Source organism: Gordonia effusa NBRC 100432, assembly GCF_000241305.1.
GTDB classification, from domain to species: domain Bacteria; phylum Actinomycetota; class Actinomycetes; order Mycobacteriales; family Mycobacteriaceae; genus Gordonia; species Gordonia effusa.
The window spans coordinates 30,832-49,956 of sequence record NZ_BAEH01000017.1; the positions used below are offsets into that span (position 1 = coordinate 30,832).

15 protein-coding genes and 1 tRNA gene are annotated in these 19,125 nt (G+C 62.5%); 5 read left to right on the forward strand and 11 right to left on the reverse strand.

Annotated elements, in window-relative coordinates:
* Positions 1 to 43 precede the first annotated feature (43 nt).
* The 6 genes from rho to argS all read right to left on the reverse strand — a co-directional run bounded on the left by rho (position 44) and on the right by argS (position 8,645).
* Positions 44 to 1,993: a transcription termination factor Rho gene (gene rho / locus GOEFS_RS02260; protein ID WP_007316250.1), complete on the reverse strand. Its 1,950-nt coding sequence runs from the start codon at positions 1,991 to 1,993 to the stop codon at positions 44 to 46.
* A 279-nt stretch (positions 1,994 to 2,272) separates the two neighbouring features.
* Entirely contained in the window at positions 2,273 to 3,211 is a 939-nt protein-coding gene (thrB, locus tag GOEFS_RS02265) for a homoserine kinase (RefSeq protein ID WP_007316251.1), read from the reverse strand.
* Between the two features lie 15 nt (positions 3,212 to 3,226).
* Positions 3,227 to 4,309, reverse strand: a complete 1,083-nt coding sequence (gene thrC, locus GOEFS_RS02270; RefSeq protein WP_007316252.1) for a threonine synthase — start codon at positions 4,307 to 4,309, stop codon at positions 3,227 to 3,229.
* Positions 4,302 to 5,612, reverse strand: coding sequence for a homoserine dehydrogenase (locus GOEFS_RS02275; protein WP_007316253.1), 1,311 nt, complete (start codon positions 5,610 to 5,612; stop codon positions 4,302 to 4,304). Before GOEFS_RS02275 ends, thrC begins: the two co-directional genes overlap by 8 nt.
* The gene (gene lysA / locus GOEFS_RS02280; protein WP_007316254.1) at positions 5,605 to 6,996 is read right to left on the reverse strand and encodes a diaminopimelate decarboxylase; all 1,392 of its coding nucleotides are present in this window, start codon (positions 6,994 to 6,996) and stop codon (positions 5,605 to 5,607) included. The genes GOEFS_RS02275 and lysA overlap by 8 nt, the downstream gene beginning before the upstream one ends.
* Positions 6,993 to 8,645 carry an arginine--tRNA ligase gene (gene argS / locus GOEFS_RS02285; protein ID WP_007316255.1) on the reverse strand — a complete coding sequence of 551 codons (1,653 nt, stop codon included), beginning with the start codon at positions 8,643 to 8,645 and terminating at the stop codon, positions 6,993 to 6,995. The genes lysA and argS overlap by 4 nt, the downstream gene beginning before the upstream one ends.
* Before the next feature lie 88 nt (positions 8,646 to 8,733).
* Between argS and GOEFS_RS02290 the strand changes: the two genes are divergently transcribed.
* Together GOEFS_RS02290 and GOEFS_RS02295 are read left to right on the forward strand one after the other, a co-directional pair.
* On the forward strand, positions 8,734 to 9,555 hold the full coding sequence (locus tag GOEFS_RS02290; RefSeq protein ID WP_007316256.1) for a thioredoxin-like domain-containing protein: 822 nt from the start codon (positions 8,734 to 8,736) through the stop codon (positions 9,553 to 9,555).
* An 8-nt stretch (positions 9,556 to 9,563) separates the two neighbouring features.
* The gene (locus GOEFS_RS02295; RefSeq protein WP_007316257.1) at positions 9,564 to 10,394 is read left to right on the forward strand and encodes a DUF305 domain-containing protein; all 831 of its coding nucleotides are present in this window, start codon (positions 9,564 to 9,566) and stop codon (positions 10,392 to 10,394) included.
* A gap of 110 nt (positions 10,395 to 10,504) precedes the next feature.
* Here the strand turns inward: GOEFS_RS02295 and GOEFS_RS02300 are convergent, their stop codons facing one another.
* Entirely contained in the window at positions 10,505 to 10,888 is a 384-nt protein-coding gene (locus tag GOEFS_RS02300; RefSeq protein ID WP_007316258.1) for a DUF1304 domain-containing protein, read from the reverse strand.
* Between the two features lie 335 nt (positions 10,889 to 11,223).
* Here GOEFS_RS02300 and GOEFS_RS02305 point away from each other — a divergent pair, with 335 nt between their 5' ends.
* From GOEFS_RS02305 to GOEFS_RS02315, 3 genes are all read left to right on the forward strand, one after another.
* Positions 11,224 to 12,000, forward strand: a complete 777-nt coding sequence (locus GOEFS_RS02305) for an adenylate/guanylate cyclase domain-containing protein (protein ID WP_245549748.1) — start codon at positions 11,224 to 11,226, stop codon at positions 11,998 to 12,000.
* Between the two features lie 61 nt (positions 12,001 to 12,061).
* Positions 12,062 to 12,628, forward strand: coding sequence for a type II CBASS E2 protein (locus tag GOEFS_RS02310; RefSeq protein WP_007316260.1), 567 nt, complete (start codon positions 12,062 to 12,064; stop codon positions 12,626 to 12,628).
* A 107-nt stretch (positions 12,629 to 12,735) separates the two neighbouring features.
* Positions 12,736 to 13,227: a Pycsar system effector family protein gene (locus GOEFS_RS02315; RefSeq protein WP_007316261.1), complete on the forward strand. Its 492-nt coding sequence runs from the start codon at positions 12,736 to 12,738 to the stop codon at positions 13,225 to 13,227.
* 288 nt (positions 13,228 to 13,515) lie between these two features.
* Here the strand turns inward: GOEFS_RS02315 and GOEFS_RS02320 are convergent.
* The 4 genes from GOEFS_RS02320 to GOEFS_RS02335 form a co-directional block, all read right to left on the reverse strand.
* Positions 13,516 to 13,588, reverse strand: a tRNA-Arg gene (locus GOEFS_RS02320).
* Between the two features lie 76 nt (positions 13,589 to 13,664).
* Entirely contained in the window at positions 13,665 to 16,067 is a 2,403-nt protein-coding gene (locus GOEFS_RS02325) for an AAA family ATPase (protein WP_007316262.1), read from the reverse strand.
* Entirely contained in the window at positions 16,064 to 17,350 is a 1,287-nt protein-coding gene (locus tag GOEFS_RS02330; protein ID WP_007316263.1) for a metallophosphoesterase family protein, read from the reverse strand. The genes GOEFS_RS02325 and GOEFS_RS02330 overlap by 4 nt, the downstream gene beginning before the upstream one ends.
* 238 nt (positions 17,351 to 17,588) lie before the next feature.
* Positions 17,589 to 19,100 (reverse strand): MFS transporter, encoded by a 1,512-nt coding sequence (locus GOEFS_RS02335; RefSeq protein ID WP_007316264.1) that lies wholly within the window; start codon positions 19,098 to 19,100, stop codon positions 17,589 to 17,591.
* Between the last annotated feature and the right edge of the window lie 25 nt (positions 19,101 to 19,125).

Consider the following 19,125-nt stretch of genomic DNA (forward strand, 5'->3'; position numbering starts at 1 on the left):
GAGCTCGCGAGCACGCCGGCGTATCGAGACCACGCAACCCGATCTAGTCGTCGTTTACGACTCCGGGCGCGTTCTTCTGCACCTGCATCAAGAATTCGACGTTGCTCTTGGTCTTCTTCAGCTGACTCATCAGCAGATCAATCGCCTGCTGACTGTCCAGACCCGACAAAATCCGGCGCAACTTGTGGACGATCTGGAATTCCTCTGGGGCAAGGAGCAATTCGTCCTTACGGGTGCTCGACGGATTGACGTCGACGGCCGGGAAGACCCGACGCTCGGCGATCTTGCGGTCCAATTTCAGCTCGGCGTTACCGGTGCCCTTGAACTCTTCGAAGATCACCGTGTCACCGGTCGAACCGGTTTCCACCATCGCGGTGGCGATAATCGTCAGCGACCCACCGTTTTCGATGTTGCGCGCCGCGCCGAGGAAACGCTTCGGCGGGTACAGTGCCGTTGAATCGACACCACCGGACAAGATACGTCCCGACGCCGGCGAGGAGTTGTTGTACGCACGGCCCAGGCGCGTGATCGAGTCCAGCAGCACGACAACATCTTTGCCGGTCTCGACGAGACGCTTGGCGCGCTCAATGGCCAATTCGGCGACGGCGGTGTGATCTGACGGCGGACGATCGAAGGTCGAGGCAATAACCTCACCGCGGACCGAGCGGGTCATATCGGTGACTTCTTCGGGGCGCTCGTCCACCAGCACGACCATCAGATGACACTCGGGATTGTTGGTGGTGATCGCATTCGCGATGTCCTGCATGATCGTGGTCTTACCGGCCTTAGGCGGCGACACGATCAGGGCACGCTGCCCCTTGCCGATCGGCATGATGAGGTCGATGACGCGGGTGGTCAACCGCTCCGGCGTCGTCTCCAAACGCAGCCGCTGATTCGGGTACAGCGGGGTAAGTTTGTTGAACTCGGGACGGTTCCGCGCGGCTTCAACCTCACCACCATTGACGGTGTCGAGCCGGACCAGCGGATTGAACTTCTGCCGCTGATTATTCTGCTCACCTTCACGGGGCACCTTCACGGCGCCGGTGATCGCGTCGCCACGACGCAGGCCGTTCTTGCGAACCATATTCATCGACACGTACACGTCGTTCGGCCCCGACAGGTAACCCGACGTCCGGACGAACGCGTAGTTGTCGAGAACGTCGAGGATGCCCGCGACCGGTGCGACGACGTCGTCCTCGTTCAGTTGCGGCTCGCCGCCACCGGCGCCGTCACGGTCACGTCCACGACGACGTTCACGGAATCGACGGCCCCGACGATTACGTCCGCCTTCGCCATCCTCGTCACGATTGTCGTCGCGGTTGTTCTGGTTGTTGCCCTGGCCCGAGTTTTGGTTCTGGCCACCGCCGCGATTGTTGGTGCCTTCGCGGTTGTTGTTGCCCTCGCGGTTGTTGTTGCCACCCTCGCGGTTATTGCGGTTGCGGTTCCGGTTGCGATCGCCACCGGTCGACTCGCCGTCTGACTTATCCCCCGCGGCCTTATCCCCGGCACCCTTATCTGCTGCGCCTCGGTCGCTCGCGGACTTGTCACCGGCAGGGTTGTCACCGGACTCGACGGCAGGCTTCTGGCCGGCCGACTTCTCCTCGCTCGCCGCTTGACCTGCGGGAGCCGAGGCTTCGGATGCCTTCTCGGCGACCGCGACCTGATCGGCGGTCTTATCGCCAACCGGTGTGTCATCGCCAGACTTCGCGTCTGCCTTCTTCGCACGCGAAGCCTTCGGTTCGCCCTTGGCCGCCTTCGCCGCCGATGGAGGCGGTGCGCCGGCACCTTCGGCCTGACGCTCGCGAATCGCGGCGATCAGATCGCCCTTGCGCATCCCGGAGGTTCCAGAGATGCCCAGCTCGCCGGCCAGCACACGCAGCTCGGAGAGAACCATGCCGGTGAGTCCGATGCGCACCGACGCGCGGCGGGGCTCGGCAGGTGAGGCTGCGTCCGCTTCCGGAGCAGCCGGTGTGATCAGGTCCGTATCGGTCACGGATATCCTTTCGTTCCCCGTCAGGTCGACAAACCACGGGGCTTGGCGCTTCCCCTGAGATCAGCGGAAGCTTCCACCCGACGAACGGGTGGTATAAGAGGCTTTCGGGTCTGGCACGAAATGCTTGTTAGAACACAGGTCCTGACCACGCAGAACTACGAGGTGGGACGGGCTGGTGACAAGCACGGCAGAACGTGGTCTGCATGGCTAGACGTTGCCATCATAACGCCGCTTCCGTTATCTGGGCAATAAGAGCAGCAAAATTCTCCATTCGGCGTGTCACGCCGACCGGCTGACTCCCCCGGCGATTGCCGCCTTACGCACTGCGAACCCCCGCTCACCGGCGTGTGCACACAGGTTAGCGGGAACATCTGCGGTGCCGAGCACCAGCACCGTTGGTCCCGCGCCAGAAATCGTCGCCGCGTGCCCCGCTCCTCGTAGCTTTGCCACCAATTCGGCCGACGGCGGCATCGCCGCACTTCGATATCCCTGGTGCAGACGATCGTCGGTGGCTTCGAGGAGCAAACTCGGATCCGACGTTAGCGCAACGACATTCAGCGCTGATCGACTCAAATTGAAGATCGCGTCGGTGCGCGGCACCATCTCCGGCAGCAGTCCCCTCGTCTCCGATGTCGACGATTCGACCGACGGCACGAATACGGTGGCCGTGATATTGGGGTGCACTTCGATATTGCTGGCACGATAGGCCGGGGTCCCACCCGGCGTCGTCCAGGTGACGACCGCGCCGCCGAGCACACTCGCCGCCGCGTTGTCCGGATGTCCTTCGAATTCGCTGGCCTGCTCGACCAGTACCTCATTGGAAAAACGTTGTCCCACACCGGATTCGGCAATCAGCTCCGATGCCGCGGCCAGTCCGGACACGACCGCGGCTGCCGACGACCCCAATCCTCGCGAGTGTGGAATGGCGTTGGTACACCGCACCCAGAGGCCGTTGACTTTCACCCCGGCAACCCCTAGGCCCCGCAGGATCGCACGCGCCACCAAGTGAGTTTCGTCACGCGGAACACCCGCGCTGCTCTCGCCGGTGGCGGTGACCTGCACACCATCGCCTCCGGTGGTCACCGTTACCTCGTCATAGATACCCAGCGCCAGCCCCAGACAATCGAAGCCCGGACCAAGGTTCGCACTCGATGCCGGGACCCGGATGGTCACCGACACACCATCGGGTAGTACCGGCACAGCGGTTCTCAGCGGCACGTCGTCACACCCGAATCATTGCGCGACGCCGAGCGCGCCAGCCACCGCGACCGGATCGACGTCGATCGCCTCCACCTGCGGCATATCCGACAGCGCGGTGTCGGGATCCTTCAAGCCGTTACCGGTAACCGTGCACACCACCGTCGAACCCGCCTCGATCCAGCCGTCGGCGCGCGCCGCAAGGAGTCCGGCCACGCTTGCCGCTGACGCCGGCTCCACGAACACGCCGTCGCGGCCGGCGATCAGTCGATACGCCTCGAGAAGTTTCTCGTCGGTCGCGGCGCGGAATTGACCACCCGACTCATCTTTGGCCGCAACCGCCTGGTTCCAGCTGGCCGGTGAGCCGATGCGGATCGCGGTGGCAATGGTTTCCGGATTAGTTACCGGTGCCCCGTTGACCAGTGGCGCCGCCCCAGCTGCCTGTACCCCCAGCATGCGCGGTCGGCTCGAGGTGATGCCGTCGGCGAAGTACTCGCAGTAGCCCTTCCAATAGGCGGTGATATTTCCAGCGTTACCTACCGGCAGAGCGTGGACGTCGGGGGCTTTGCCCAGCACATCGACGATTTCGAACGCAGCTGTCTTCTGACCTTCGATGCGTGCCGGGTTGACCGAGTTCACCAATTCGATTTCGGGATATTCGGAGGTGACCTTGCGAGCCAGCTCCAGACAGTCATCGAAGTTCCCGCGAACCTGAATGATCTTGGCGCCGTGCATAACAGCCTGCGCGAGCTTGCCCATCGCGATCTTGCCCTCGGGAATCAGCACCGCACAGGTAATGCCGGCGCGAGTCGCGTACGCCGCTGCCGATGCCGACGTGTTGCCAGTCGACGCGCAGAGAACAGCCTTTTTACCGTTGTTCACCGCGTTGCTGACCGCCATCGTCATGCCGCGATCCTTGAACGACCCCGTCGGATTTAGTCCCTCGACCTTGAGATACACCTCGCAGTCGGTGATCGACGACAGGTGCGTCGCCGCGATCAGCGGCGTGCCGCCCTCCAGCAACGTGACGACCTGCCAATCATCGCCGACCGGCAAGCGGTCGCGGTACGCCTCGATCAGACCGGGCCAGGCGGTGTGTACGGGGGTGTGGTTACTCATCGGTTCCCTCCAGTCGCAGCACACTCGAAATCTTCGTGACTGCATCCATATCTTCAAGTGCGGCAACGGTTTCCGACAATGACCCGTCTGGAGCGAGGTGGGTGACGACGATCAGTTGCGCCTGATCACCCGCCCCTTCCTGACGAACCACCGCGATACCGATGTGACGTTTGGCGAACTCACCGGCCACCTGCGCCAGGACGCCCGGGCGGTCCTCCACCTTCATCGACACGTAGTAGCGAGTGCCGACGGTGGCAATTGATGCCACCGGCAGGGACGCGTAGGTGGACTCAAGCGGTCCGCGCCCGGAATAGACCCTGTTACGCGCAGCCATCACGACATCTCCCATCACCGCCGACGCCGTGGGCGCGCCGCCGGCGCCCTGGCCATAGAACATCAGGCGACCCGAGTTCTCCGCCTCGACGACGACCGCGTTGAAAGCGCCGTTGACCGCGGCCAGCGGGTGGCTCAGCGGAATCAGTGCGGGATATACGCGAGCCGAAATCTGTTCCGTCCCATCGGCTTCGACAATCCGCTCGCATATCGACAACAGTTTGATGGTGCAGTCCAGTTTTGCCGCGCTCGCCAGATCTGCCGGCGTGATCGACGAGATTCCCTGTCGGTAGACATCCGCCGCGGTGACTCGGCTATGGAAGGCGATCGAGGCGAGAATCGCAGCCTTCGCCGCGGCGTCATATCCTTCGACGTCGGCGGTGGGATCTGCCTCGGCATAGCCAAGCCGACCAGCCTCGGCCAACGTCTCGGCGTAATCGGCACCGGTCTCGGCCATTGCGGACAGAATGAAATTGGTTGTGCCATTGACGATTCCGGCCACGCGCTGCACCGTGTCGCCGGCAAGTGACTGCATCAGCGGCCGAATCACCGGGATCGCGCCAGCAACCGACGCTTCGAAATAGAGGTCGGCACGGCTGTCCGCGGCCGCGGTGGCCAACTCACCGGTATAGTCGGCCAACAGCGCTTTGTTTGCGGTTACCACCGACTTTCCGCTATCGAGCGCGGCGCGAATGTGACTGCGCGGCGGCTCAATTCCGCCGATGAGCTCGATAACGATATCGACGTCGTCGCGGTCGATCAGAGCCGCGGCGTCGTCGGTCAATAACTCAGGCGGCACACCCGGTCGCTTCTTGCTCAGATCACGAACGGCGACGCCGCGAAGTTCGAGCGGCGCGCCGACGCGGGACCGAAGGTCATCGGTGTTCTCGGTCAGAATGCGGACGACCTCGGTGCCGACATTGCCCATGCCGAGTACCGCGACGCCGATGGGTTTGTTTGCACTACTCACTGCTAGCCTCCACGCCCGCTTCCAAACTCAAATAGTCCTCGACTCGCTCCCGCCGCAACAACAGTCGAGCTTGACCGTCGCGCACCGCCACCACGGCGGGGCGCTGAGCCAAGTTGTACCGCGAGGACATCGAATAGCAATACGCGCCGGTCGCGCCGACGACCAGCAAGTCGCCCGGCGTCAGATCTTCGTGTGTCCAACAGTCGCGAATGACGATATCGCCACTCTCACAATGCTTTCCGACGACACGGCTTACCACGCCGTCGGCCTGCGAAACGCGTGACGCGAGCCGCACGTCGTATTCGGCGTCGTAGAGAACAGCGCGAATATTGTCACTCATCCCGCCGTCGACCGACACGTACCGCCGCGTCGAACCGCCGTCGAGCGCAACGTCTTTGAGCGTGCCGACCTCATAGAGTGTGACACCGCCCGGCCCGGCAATGGCGCGGCCAGGTTCCACGGCGATCAGCGGCATCGGCAGGCCGAGTGCCTCGGACTCCTTTTTGACGATCTCGGCCATTCGCTCGGCGACCTTGTCAATGGGCAGCGGGTCGTCGGATGGAAGGTACGAAATACCCAGTCCCCCACCGAGATCCACAACCTCGAGCTGCTTGGTCTTCTCCACGCCGAACTCGGCGACGATATCGCCGAGCAAGCCGATCACGCGGTGAGCGGCCACCTCGAAGCCGTCCAGCTCAAAGATCTGCGATCCGATGTGACTGTGCAGACCGACCAGTCGCAGATTATCCGACGCGAAAACGCGTCGAACCGCATCCATCGCGATCCCACCGGCGATGGCGAAGCCGAATTTCTGATCGTCGTGGGCGGTCGAGATGAATTCGTGAGTGTGCGCCTCAACGCTGACCGTCACCCGCACGAGCACGTCGGCAACCACACCGCGTTCACCGGCGAGCGTGTCAAGCCGGTCGATCTCGTATGTCGAATCGACGACGACGTGACCGATGCCGGCATCGAGCGCGGCCGCCAGTTCGGCAACCGATTTGTTGTTGCCGTGCAACGCTATTCGCTCGGGCGGGAAGTTCGCGGCGAGCGCCACCGCCAGTTCACCGGCCGAGCAGACGTCGAGCGACAACCCCTCGTCGTTGACCCAGCGGGCAATCTCGGTGGAGAGGAACGCCTTTGACGCGTAATGCACACGTCCATGCGGTCCGAACGCCGATTGCATATCGGCACAACGGGATCGAAAGTCAGCCTCGTCGATGACGAACAGTGGTGTGCCGTACTGCTCGGCCAAGTCGGCGACGCTGATACCGGCGATCTGCAGCACGCCATTGGCGTCTCGACTCGAGCCTCGCGGGTAGACATTCTCCGGGATACGCGCCAAATCGGTTGCGGCCCGGCTTTGTTCGAGGTTCTCGCTCACATTCGCTCCGGTGCGCTCACGCCGACCAACGCCAAACCGTTGGCCAGAACTACTCGGGTAGCCGCGCACAGCGCCAGCCGTGCGCGATGGAGATCTCCAGCGGGTTCGTCGCCCTGAGGCAGAACCCGGCACTGGGTATAGAACCGATGATAAGCCCCGGCAAGGGCTTCCAGGTAACGGCAAATCCGGTGTGGCTCACGCAATTGCGCAGCCGTCGCCACCACTTCGTCGAAGTCGCCCAGCGTCCGGATCAATTCGCCCTCGGCGGGCTCGGTCAGCAACGCGACCTGCTCGACGTCGGGTGCCAGCCCCAGCTCGGCCGCGCTGCGCGAGAGCGCGGACAGCCGGGCATGCGCGTATTGCACGTAGTAGACCGGGTTTTCGTTCGACTGCTTGGCGAGCAGGTCCAGGTCGACGTCGATATTGACGTCGACCGACGACCGGATCAACGAGTACCGAGCGCCGTCGACGCCGACGGCATCGACGAGGTCATCGAGGGTGATGACGGTACCGGCGCGCTTGCTCATCCGTACTGGCTTCCCGTCGCGGACCAGATTCACCATCTGGCCGATAAGTACCTCGACGGTCGACGGGTCGTCGCCCAATGCCTGCGCGGCAGCCTTGAGGCGCACCACGTAGCCGTGGTGATCGGCGCCGAGCATGTAGATGCACAAGTCGAAACCGCGGTTGCGCTTGTCTTTGTAGTAGGCGATGTCGCCCGCGATATACGCCGCGTGGCCGTCGGACTTTATGACGACGCGATCCTTGTCGTCGCCGTAGTTCTTGGACCGTAGCCACCAGGCGCCGTCGGCCTCGTAGAGATTGCCATTGGCCTTGAGTTCGGCGATGCACTCTTCGACGAGACCCGATTCGAACATCTTGTTCTCGTGGGTGAAAACGTCGAAGTCGGTGCCGAACTCGTGCAGGCTTTCCTTGATGTGGTCGAACATCAACTCGACACCATTCGCGCGGAATGCTTCGAGCCGCTCGGCATCGGGCTGCGCGAGGATATCCGGAACCTTGGCGATCACCGACGCGGCGATGTCGTTGATGTATTCACCCGCGTAGCCGTCGTCGGGGGTAGGGAGATCGCGCGCCGCGGCATCGAGCGACCGGGCGAAGCGGTCGATCTGGGCGCCGTGGTCATTGAAGTAGTACTCGCGGGTGACGGCGGCGCCCCGTGCCGCTAAGACCCGCCCGAGCGCATCGCCGACCGCCGCCCAGCGGGTACCGCCTAGGTGGATCGGACCGGTCGGGTTGGCCGAGACGAATTCCAGGTTGATCTTCCGACCGTCGAACTCGTCGCCGCGGCCATAGTCGGCGCCAGCGGACAGAACGGTTGCCACTACGACATTTTGTGCCGCTGCGGCCAGCCGCAGATTCACGAAACCCGGCCCGGCTACCTCGGCGGACTCGATGCCGTCGGCGTTACCGAATGCGGTCGCCAGCCAGTCAGCCAGTTCACGTGGGTTGACGCCAACCTTCTTACCCAACTGGAGTGCGATATTTGTCGCGTAGTCACCGTGTTCTGGATTTCGCGGGCGCTCCACCGTGACGACTTCAGGCAACGCGGATACGTCGAGTCCATGCTCGGTGAGGACAGTCTGGGTCACGCCGCGCAGAAGGGCGGCGAGGTCGGCGGGAGTCACAGGTCAACATACTATTGGCCGAGTTGCCGATAGCGACAATCGCCTCGGCTTACGGGTTACTAAGTTCACGCCGGTAAGCTGTCGACTCATGGCGCGTAAACCTGGCCCCAGTGTGCCCAAAGCCCCCCGTAAAACCGGTGGAGTCCCCGCAACCGGCGTCCGCAACATTGACTGGACGATCATCGGCGCCGTCGTCGCGGTGATCGCGCTACTCGTTGGATTGGGCCTGTGGATCGGCCCGAAGATCATGGACAAGCGGGAAGCCTCCGCCAACGCGGTGCAGACCGTCGAGGAGTTCGTGCCGTCGCCGGAGAATCCGGACCCGTCGACGAAGATCCCCGGCGTCACGAAGAAGTACTACAAGGCATCGATTCACGTGAAGGCGACTCAGCGCGTCGACTATGACCAGGCGCCGCCATTCGGCGGCCCCCATGACGAGGTGTGGGCAACCTGCACCGGCATCGTCTACCCGAATCCGCTGCGCAGCGAGAACGCCGTCCACGCGCTGGAACACGGCGCGATATGGATCACGTACAACCCGGAGAAGGTGTCGGGGGACGATCTCAACAAGCTCAAGGGCAAGGTGACCGGCCAGCAATTCCTGTTCATGTCACCCTTCCCCGGTCAGAGCTCGCCCATCTCGCTGCAGAGCTGGGGCCATCAGCTCAAGGTGGATTCACCGACCGATGAGCGAATCAACCAATTCATCACCGCGCTGCGCCGCAACACCACACCCGGTGTGTATAAGGAGAATCCGCAGGAGGCTGCCTTCCCGGAGACACAGGCGGCATGTGCGGCGATCCCCGGAGCATTCGATCCGTCTAACCCGCCGCCGGCCGATCAGGGTAAGCCTGGCCGGGATGCGGTGAAGATGGATGGCACCGGCGCAAGCGTTCAACCTGGCTCGTAAGGACTGAGATGACCCACACCCCGGACGATTCCACCCAGCCGGCCGAGAACGCCGACATCGAAAAGGATTCGGCCTCAACAGAATCGGAGCCCCGACGCAGCAAAGCTGCCCTGATTCTGGGCGCGGTCGCTGTGCTGCTCGTCGGGCTGGGTCTTGGTGTCGGCCTCGGGACCTGGCTGGGATCGGACGACCACGAAGAGGTGCCGGCTGCGAACTCCGCCGCGGTCGGATTCGCGCAAGACATGATTCGCCACCACGAGCAGGGCGTCGAGATGGCGACGCTCGCGATCAACAACGGCACCGACCCTCAGGTCAAGAGCATCGCCTACGACATTCTCACCACCCAGACCAACGAGATCGGCCAGATGCAGTCGTGGTTGACGCGCTGGGGCTACCCGATCATCAATCCCGGTGAGCCCATGGCATGGATGGGTCATGCCGACGGTCACGACCACGGCGGCGACATGTCGGGGATGCCCGGGATGAGCCCGACAACCGAATCCACTGGGAATCACGGTGGGCACGACCATGATTCGACGTCGGCGCCCAATGCCGGCTCAGCGGACGAACCGCCGATGCCCGGGATGGCCACCGACGCCGAGATGGCGAAACTGCGTGGACTCAAGGGGCGCGAAAGCGACACCTACTTCATGCAGTTGATGCTGCGCCACCACGAGGGCGGCGAGCACATGATGGCGTATGCGGCCGACCCCGCCAACGTGTCGCAGGCTTACGTGCGCGACCTGGCGTCGGCGATGGCCCGCACCCAGGCCAAGGAGATCACCACGCTCAAAGCGATCCTCGCCGAATACGGCGCGCCGACGTTGCCGATGAACTGACCGGCCCGCAAACCCCACCTATTCCGCAAACCCCACCTGCGCGGACGTTCCCGACCCTATTTTCGGGTCGGGAACGTCCGCGCGAGTCGGGTTTGCGAGTGGGGCGGTGACTACACCAGCGCTATGGCCAGCAGTACGCAACCGATCGCTGGCGGCACGAGCTGCTTCAACGCGGCCGACGCCTTCGACGGATCGGAAAGCAGAAGCACCAAGCCGGCCGCGACCATGCTGCCCGCACCAGCAAACACCAGCGCTGAGCCGACATCTTTTGTGCCGCAAGCGATTACGACAATGCCCACCGCGATCAGGATGGCGAGGAAGAGGTTGTAGAAGCCTTGGTTGAAGGCCAGCGGCTTTGTCGCGTTCGCTTCTTCCTCGGTTGTCCCGAAGACAGCCCGCACCGAGCGCGAGGTCCACGCTATCGACTCCATGTAGAAGATGTAGACGTGAATGAGGGCCGCGAGGCCTGCGAAGACTAGTCCGGCAATAAGCACGGATGAAGTGTAATCCCTGGGTGGACCGTCGAATCTCGCACTGGCTAGGACCGTTCGAAACGGCACTAACGAAGCACGTATCGCTCTAGCTATCCTCGCGCGTCCACGGTGAATTGAGGTAACCCACCTCAGCTGAGCCGACGCGCCCGGGTCGTCGATCGCAGCACTAGATGTTGAGCCCCCAAAGGCCGACGACACTACATATTGCGTCCAGCCGGCGTGTCACCATGACTTCGAGCTCTTGTCGCAGTAAGTTGACCCGTAACACGAGTGGTCCTCAAGCTGACGGGATCGCCACCGAACCGGAAGCACGCCGCATGTTCACAAAGCAGGTCATGGGCGACAGAATCGCCCGAGATTTCGACCATCGTAGAAGCGGTACATTTGACAGTTCAATTGTTGCAAGCGGACATGTCGCTACGCGCTCTTTGGGACATCCTGAATTCGAAAATCTTCGCCCCGGGCAACGCCGAACCATTCCGCTGGTCGCAGTATTTCTAGACCTTACAAACTTCACAGGTCGTACATTCTGGGACCACCAAGACGAGGTCGCGGACTTAGCCCACGCGACACTGACCGGCTTCATAGAGATAGTAAGCAGTTTTGGCGGTTTTCCACTGGGGCTGCGCGGCGACGGACTCTTCGCGGGTTTCGGCGTGGGCGACACTGAATTCTCTGCCGCGATGTCGCTGAGCGCATGCGCATTTGCGCTCGACACGGTCGAAACTGTCGTAAACCCTTGGCTAAAGCAATCCGGTCTCGCATCAGTGCAGGCGCGAGCAGGGTTGGATTATGGCCCGATCACTTTCGTGAGATCAGGAAATTCCGAACACAGCGAAATTAACCCGATTGGTTTCGCTGCCAACTTCGCAGCGAAGTGCGAGAAGAAGGCCAATTCGTGGGAGATCGTTGTAGGACAGGGGCTCGCCGACATACTCCCCGACTTTGCGTACTTTAGCCACCACGAAGATTCGCCACAGTATTATTCGCGCGACAACGAGAAACGTGAGTACAGATTCTTCAAATATCGATGGCGAAACACTCTCCATCACCTGGACGAGGTGGCGGAGACTTTGAACAATACGCCGACCAGCGAAATTGCCAGGATATAGGGGACAAGAAATGTCAATGCCAGCATTACTAAGCCATTTCGGTATCAATAGAGCTAGATTTGTGACTCAATCGGGGCGGATCGTATTCGACGGCGTCTCTCGAACCTCGTCGAATGGATACTCGCACAGTGAGCACGGCACTGTTACCCCAGTCAATCCTCACACATTCCACGGCGGCGTCGATGAGCCGGACGATGCGGAGAAGAAGGCACCAGACTGGTGGAATGAAGGGCCCGCGATCAACCGACACAAGAAGGCTATGTCTGAGTCTTTTCCGCAGTTTGTTTTCTACTCAGCCGATAACGGTCGCGGACCTTTCTGGGTTGGTGATATCGACACTGGCCGTGGTCGATTCACAATCGGAGTGATTCTCCGCCGAGAGGGTGGTTTACCCAGCGTGCTGGTACTCAAGGGCGGACAGCTCGGCGCACGAGCCGGTCGTAGATGGATCAAATCTCCACACCTATATACGAGCGGCAATATCTGCGTCGCCGACCAGAGTGACTGGGACCCGGAAAGAGACACAGTCGCAACAGTGACGGCGTGGGCCGCACACTGGCTGGCGGCGTACACCGAATGGCGGTTCGCGCGCAATTGGCCGGTCGAAGGATTCGCGATGCCGGCGTAGCTCAATGCTAGGCACCTTTAGTCGGAATACCTGTCGCATGACATGCAGTGAGGTGTCGCTCGGTTGTCCGTTCTTATATTGATTGAGATGTTCAGGAGTACCTCGCAGTGACCCCAGATTCCTCCCCCCTGGAAGAAACGATGTTGGCCGAAGCGCGCATAGATGTCGCGCAGGCCGACCATAAAGCAACGCTCATCCTCACCATGCTTGGAGTTGGTGGTGGTGCACTGCTGGCCGGCGTACTTGCCGGAAGTTGGAAGCCAGCCTATTACAACGCAGTGGGTGAAGTTGTGTGGTGGTTCGCTGCCGCCGCAGCGGCTGGATCATTGGTCGCTGCTGCTGCCGCCGTGTGGCCGCGCTGGAAGAAGAATGACTCCAATGGGCACGTTTTCTACTGGGGCCACGTTGCAACGCACACAGATGTCACTGCACTCGGGGTCACTCTCGATCACCAGCAGGCGCAAAGATCGGATCGAACCCGCTACCAACTATTCGAGCTGTCTCATATCGTCGCCAAAAAGTATCGATGCGTGCGCGCCGCTATGATCCTTGCGGGTCTCGCCGGGGCTGTCTTTGGCCTCGCGGCATTGATTGGTTGATCAGCTTCAACCAATCAGGATTAGTAGTGTTACTATCTTATGCTCACGTAAGAGGGTGCAAACACACGGCCGAGGATTTGCGGCGACCAACCTTGAGAACCACGGTGTGCGCAATATCTCCTTGGGCACGCGATAGAAGTAGACGATGCACTCAACCGGGAGTACAGGCAGGCAGGGCTACTAACGTACCAATGTCCGCACGGGCCGTCACTCCTTCAGCAACACCAAATCCCGCCAAGCCCACTACCTTACAGCACGGGCATGGCGCGTATGCAGGGCCCGAAACTGTGCCCCCGGTAGGATTCGAACCTACGGCCTTCCGCTCCGGAGGCGGACGCTCTATCCCCTGAGCTACGGGGGCTCTTGGGCGAAACAAAGCCTAGCGCACCGCAAGCCCGCTACCCAAAACGCGGGGTCGGCGTTTCACCCATCTGCGCTCAGACCAGAACCGTCGATGCCGCGTCCACGTGCGCGTATCGCTCCGGAACACAGGTCAGGACAATAACTTGCGAATGTTTACCCGCCTGGGTCAGGACGTCGGCCATCGTCTCCGTCCGTCCGCTGTCGCTATTACCCAGCGCGTCGTCGATGATGACCGGAACGCCGTCATCCTCGTCGACCAGCATCGCGCACGCCAGTCGCGCCACTAGGCCAAGTTGTTCGCGCGCACCACCTGACAGCGACTCGTACGGCACTGTCACACCGCCGACCGTGCGCGATGTGATGGTCAGGTCGTCATCGACCGCGAATCGCACACCGTCGCCAAATAGCGGCCCACTTAGCTCTTCGAGACGCTTGCGGAAGGGATCGGCATACCTCGCGTGCGACTGTTGCCGCTTGCCCTGCAGCGTTGTGAACAACATCTGCGCTGCCGCCGCACGTTCAGTTACCCGAGATAGCGCATGCTCGGCGTCCTCCAACTCGGCTGCGGCGTCGTTCAGTTCATCAAGACGATTATCGGTGCGGCACACCTCGATTCGTGTCGACGTGGTGAGCACTTCTCGTTCCAAAGCGCCGATCTCTCGATCCAACGCCGCCAACTGCCCGTCGAGAACGCCTCGTCGACGATCTAGATCTGCGACGGCCAGCAACTCCAACTCCGCGCTCGTCTTCGCGACGACCCGCTCCGCCGCGACCTTGCCGGTCACCGCCTCGGCGGCCACCTGCTCAGCCTGCGCATCGGTCAATTCGGCTTCCGCCGAAGCGATCTGGCCGCGTAACTCGTCGATGTCGGTGTGGATGCGCGCCAATTCGGCATTGGCCGATTGCGCGGCCGCGCGATGCTCGCGCTCCACCGACCGCTGAGCGGCAAGTCGGCGTTCCACCTCGGCCACGACGGAAGCCCCCTCGACCGAACCCGGAGCCGCCAACTCCGCCGACAACGCGGAGACTCGACGAGTCAGTTCCGCGCGTTCGTCGGCGCGGCCTTCCATTTGTGCCAGCGACTCCAAACCGTGTGCCGTACAGAGGCTTCGCGCCTCCTCGGAAAGGATGTCCACGCGTCGCGCCAACGCCTCCGTGTCGGCAGCTGTCTTAATAGTCACCCGAACCACACCGTCGACTTCGACGATGGACTCGCCTGTCCCGGTACGGAATTGCGCATTGGTCACCGCCTCATCGCCGACCATCACCGGCTGATCACCCAACGCCTCGACCGAGAACGACGCCGCGGCCGACTCCCACCGCGCCGTGGTTGTCTCCAGATCACGAGCGAGCTGTCGAGACCGCGTCAGCACCTGGGCGTCAACATTGTTCTCGGCCAACGCCGTTTGGGCAGCGGCAAGTTGGCCCTGGACGGCCGCAACCTTAGCCGCGAGCTGCGTATCCACCGCTGCACGCGCAGCAGCGAGTTCACCTTCGGCGGCAAGCGCTTCTGCTGTAGCGGCATCGGCTAGTGTCGTCGCCTCGTCGCGCCGGCGCACCGCTCCGGCCTCCCGCTCGCGCAGTGCGACTAGCCGCGCACGTCGACCATTCCGTTCTCGCACGTCACGTTCCGCGTACGCGACGGTCGCTACGGCGAGTTTCAATGATTTCTGAGCGCTCGCATACGCCTCACGAACGGAAGCCGCCGCCGCGAGCTGCTCATCGACTTCCGCACCTTCGGCCCGGTGCAACTCGGCGCTGTGTGCCAACTCTTTCTTACGGATCAGGGCGGACTCCAGCGTGGCTGCATCCTGGGCCACCGCTTCGATGCCGCGGGCGCGCGCCGCGTAGGCCGCGCGCGCCACGCTCGCCCGCTGCTGCGCACCAGCTAGCTCACCGGTCGGACGTCCAGCCTTTTCGGTGTAGTAGCGGCAGTATTCGGCGGTCACCGCGGCCAGCAACTCCTCGGACCCACCATCAGCAACCTCGACCGAGCCGACGGCACGATCCAGCGCCCTGGTCAAAGCCGCACTGCCGGTGGCCTCTAGCAGCTCAGGATCGTCGGATTGCATCAATCGAACCGCTCGAAATAGCGCCAAATCCATTGCGCCCGAAAGCAATTCCTTTGCCCGCGCTTCCGCGTCCCGACCGCTGTGTTGTTCCGGTGACGGTGCATGGACAGTCAACTCAGTACCGACCGAACGATTGAAACGCTTGAAGTACGTGAAATGCCACCCGCCAGAACTGATCTCAGCCTCGACCTCGGTCCCGACGTCGCGACCCGACGGTGCTAGCGCTTTCACCCCACGTGATTTCGACGACGCGGGTATTTCCAACAATGCGTCAAGCGCCTCGATCATCGACGACTTGCCCGCCTCATTGCGTCCGGCGACCACGGTGACCCCTGAGTCGGCGAAGATGACCTCGCGATCGTCGATGCCTCGAAAGTTCTTCAGCCGCAGGCGATGAAGCTTCATGTGGGCTCTCCCCCACCGCGTGCCGACAGTCGCGCGAGTAAGGCGAGAGCTCCACGCGCGGTAACCGCGTCCGCGTCGGCGCCGCCTGCGCGCTCAACCAATTCCTCGGCCGCCCGCGCGGCGTACCCCCGCAGACCGAAGCCGTCGATATCGTCGGCGTCGGCGACCACCACCAGATCGTCGTGCGCGTCCCACCGGCGAAATGCGGCGAACCGATCGGCAGCGGTCTCCAAGATGCGTTGCAATTCAACATGTTCGACCACGGAGATGGTTCCAACAAGTGCCACCTGTACCACGACGCGGGACTTGTCGGCGATTTCATCGAGACGCTTCTCGAGATCGGCGACATCGGCGGCCGACGTGATGTCATGGCGGATAGACACGAATGACCACTGCCCCACCCGGTGCGGCGTTACATCGACGGCGCTACCGCCCGCACCGCGCGTCAGTGTCACCGCCAGGACCGAGCCCGGCTCGGCTTCGACGTTGTCGAAATTGGTGACCTCCTGCGCACCCGAATACCAGATGCGGCCAGAACCGCCGATCTGGGTGACCGAGTGCCGATCACCAAGTGCCACATAGTCGATGGTCTGGTCGGCGAATGCCTGTTCGAGCAGGCCGGTCTCGACCAGCGAGGGGGCCGAACCAGGACTGAGCGCGTCGGTCGCGCCATGCCCGACGACGATGCGAATCCGGTCAGTCGGATCGAGTTGACCCACCTGCGCTCCGACCAGGTCCGTCAGCGGTGCCTTATGCGACCACGGGGCGACGACCAACTCGGCATCGTCGGAAACTTCCACCACGCCGGGCTTGGAAAGCACCGTCACATTACTTGGGCACCGCGTTCGGAAGGTCTCCGACCGGTAGACCCCGGCTGCGTCGAAGGGATCGTGGTTGCCGGGCAACAGATACACCGGAACGGTGAATTCGCCTAGCCGGTCGAGCGTTTGGGTGATCAGCCTGGCTGAGACGCGATGGTCCTCGAAGACGTCGCCGCATACCACGACGAACTGCGCACCCGACGACGCTGCCAGGTCCCCAATCCGCCCGACCGCGTCTAGGCGCGCCGCGGTATAGGCATGCTGAGCATCGGCCGACAGGTACTTTCGGGTCATCCCCAGCTGCCAGTCGGCGGTGTGCAAGAACGAGACCCGACGCTCGGGCTGTGCAGCCGAACCAGGCCGACCGGCATCGACGACGGCATTCGGGGCGAGCGCACCCGCGGGGGCGTCGGCCGTATCGACATCGTCGAAGAGCGACCACTGCAAAGCCGGTTCCGCCATCACTCACCTCCTGCATCGACTCGTCCACTGCGGCACTACGAGCTACGTCCCGCATCTTACGAGCCATCACTGACAAGATGCGGGACGTCACTCGCGGGCCGAGCTGGTCCGCAAACCCCACCTGTTCCGCAAACCCCACATGCGCGGACGTTCCCGACCCATTTTTCGGGTCGGGAACGTCCGGGCGAGTCGGGTTTGCGATCGGTCATGCCCGCCCGGAGGACTCGCGGGCCGGCTTCTAGTCGACCGCTTTCGCCAGCGAGCCCGGTGTCGCTTGCGTCGGAGCTGGCGCATGGGTCCGTGGTCGTTCGAAGAACAAGGCCACCGCACCGCCGATCAACAGAATCACTGCGGGCAGATAAAGGGAGTGGCCCATCGCTTCAGCGAAGCCCGGCTTGACGAACTGCGGCAGGGCAGCGCCCACATCTCCGGACGAATCACCCGCTCCCGCACCAAGTTTCGACGTCAGCAAGGCTTGCATCAACACACCGACCGCTGCCGCACCGATGACCGATCCGATCATCCGGGTGGTGTTGTAGACGCCCGCGCCAGCGCCGGCCTGCTGCCAGGGCAGGTTTCGGGTGGCTGTCGCTGCCAGTGGAGCCCAGATGCCGGCCTGCGCGAAGCCCATGACACCCATTGGCAGCAACAGCTGCCACACGGGCGTTTCGGGGGTCATGATCGCCCCGGCCCAACCCACGGCGACCCCTTCCAGCAGCAGCGCTCCCGCGATTATGTTGCGCGGATGGACCTTGTCCAGGATCCGTCCGACGATCGGCGCGAGGAATCCGCTGATCAATGCCATCGGCATCATCATCAGTGCCGACTGCGTCGGGCTCATTCCGCCCACCAACTGCAGGTAGAACATCACCGGAATCATCAGGCCGGAGATCGCGAAACCCATCGACGTGATGCCAACATTGGCAATCGAGAAGTTTCGGTCCCTGAACAGCGAAAGCGGAACCAGTGGTTCGCCTTTCATCTTGCCCTGCCATACAACGAACAGCACCATAAATATCGCACCGACGATGATGAGCGCCCAGATCCACAGATCCCAATTGTTCTTCTCACCCTCCTGAATGCCGAACACCAGCGCGGTCAACCCGATGGCCGAGAGGGTCACGCCCACCCAGTCGAACTGGTGATCATGCGTGTCCACCGACGGCACCAGGAAGGCCGCGAGTCCCAGGCCGATGATGCCGACCGGGATATTGACGAAAAAGATCCATTCCCAGCTGAAGTTGTCAGTCAGCACACCGCCGAGCAGCGGCCCGACCAGGGTGGCGACACCGGCCACCGATCCCCACACGCCCATCGCGGCGCCGCGCTTTTCCGGCGGAAAGATTCGCGTGATCACGGCCATCGTCTGAGGGGTAATCAGCGCCGCACCGATGCCCTGCACCGCCCGCGCGGCGATCAACATACCGATACTGCCCGACAGGCCACACCACAGGCTTGCCGCGGTGAATACGACGAGCCCGATTTGATAGATGAGTTTCGGCCCGTATTTGTCACCAAGCCGGCCGGCCACCAGCAGCGGAACCGCATACGTCAGCAAGTAGGCACTCGACACCCAGACGACGCCGTTGAGGTCCGTGTGCAAATCTTCCGCGATCGCAGGCTGGGCGACGGCAACGATCGTCATGTCGACCAAGATCATGAAGAAGCCGACGCATAGCGCCAGCAACGCGGTCCAGGGATTCCCCGCGGCTGAGCCACCGGCCCCTGCGACGCCAGTTGGTTTCGTCATTACTAAATCCTTGTCAGTAGATGCT

What these genes read in the sequence shown, in the direction of transcription:
- GOEFS_RS02330 (WP_007316263.1), bottom strand. Translation starts at nt 17,350, where the DNA reads ATGGCGGAACCGGCTTTGCAGTGGTCGCTCTTCGACGATGTCGATACG.
- GOEFS_RS02335 (WP_007316264.1), bottom strand. Translation starts at nt 19,100, where the DNA reads ATGACGAAACCAACTGGCGTCGCAGGGGCCGGTGGCTCAGCCGCGGGG.
- GOEFS_RS02290 (WP_007316256.1), top strand. Translation starts at nt 8,734, where the DNA reads ATGGCGCGTAAACCTGGCCCCAGTGTGCCCAAAGCCCCCCGTAAAACC.
- GOEFS_RS02305 (WP_245549748.1), top strand. Translation starts at nt 11,224, where the DNA reads ATGGGCGACAGAATCGCCCGAGATTTCGACCATCGTAGAAGCGGTACA.
- GOEFS_RS02295 (WP_007316257.1), top strand. Translation starts at nt 9,564, where the DNA reads ATGACCCACACCCCGGACGATTCCACCCAGCCGGCCGAGAACGCCGAC.
- thrC (WP_007316252.1), bottom strand. Translation starts at nt 4,309, where the DNA reads ATGAGTAACCACACCCCCGTACACACCGCCTGGCCCGGTCTGATCGAG.
- GOEFS_RS02325 (WP_007316262.1), bottom strand. Translation starts at nt 16,067, where the DNA reads ATGAAGCTTCATCGCCTGCGGCTGAAGAACTTTCGAGGCATCGACGAT.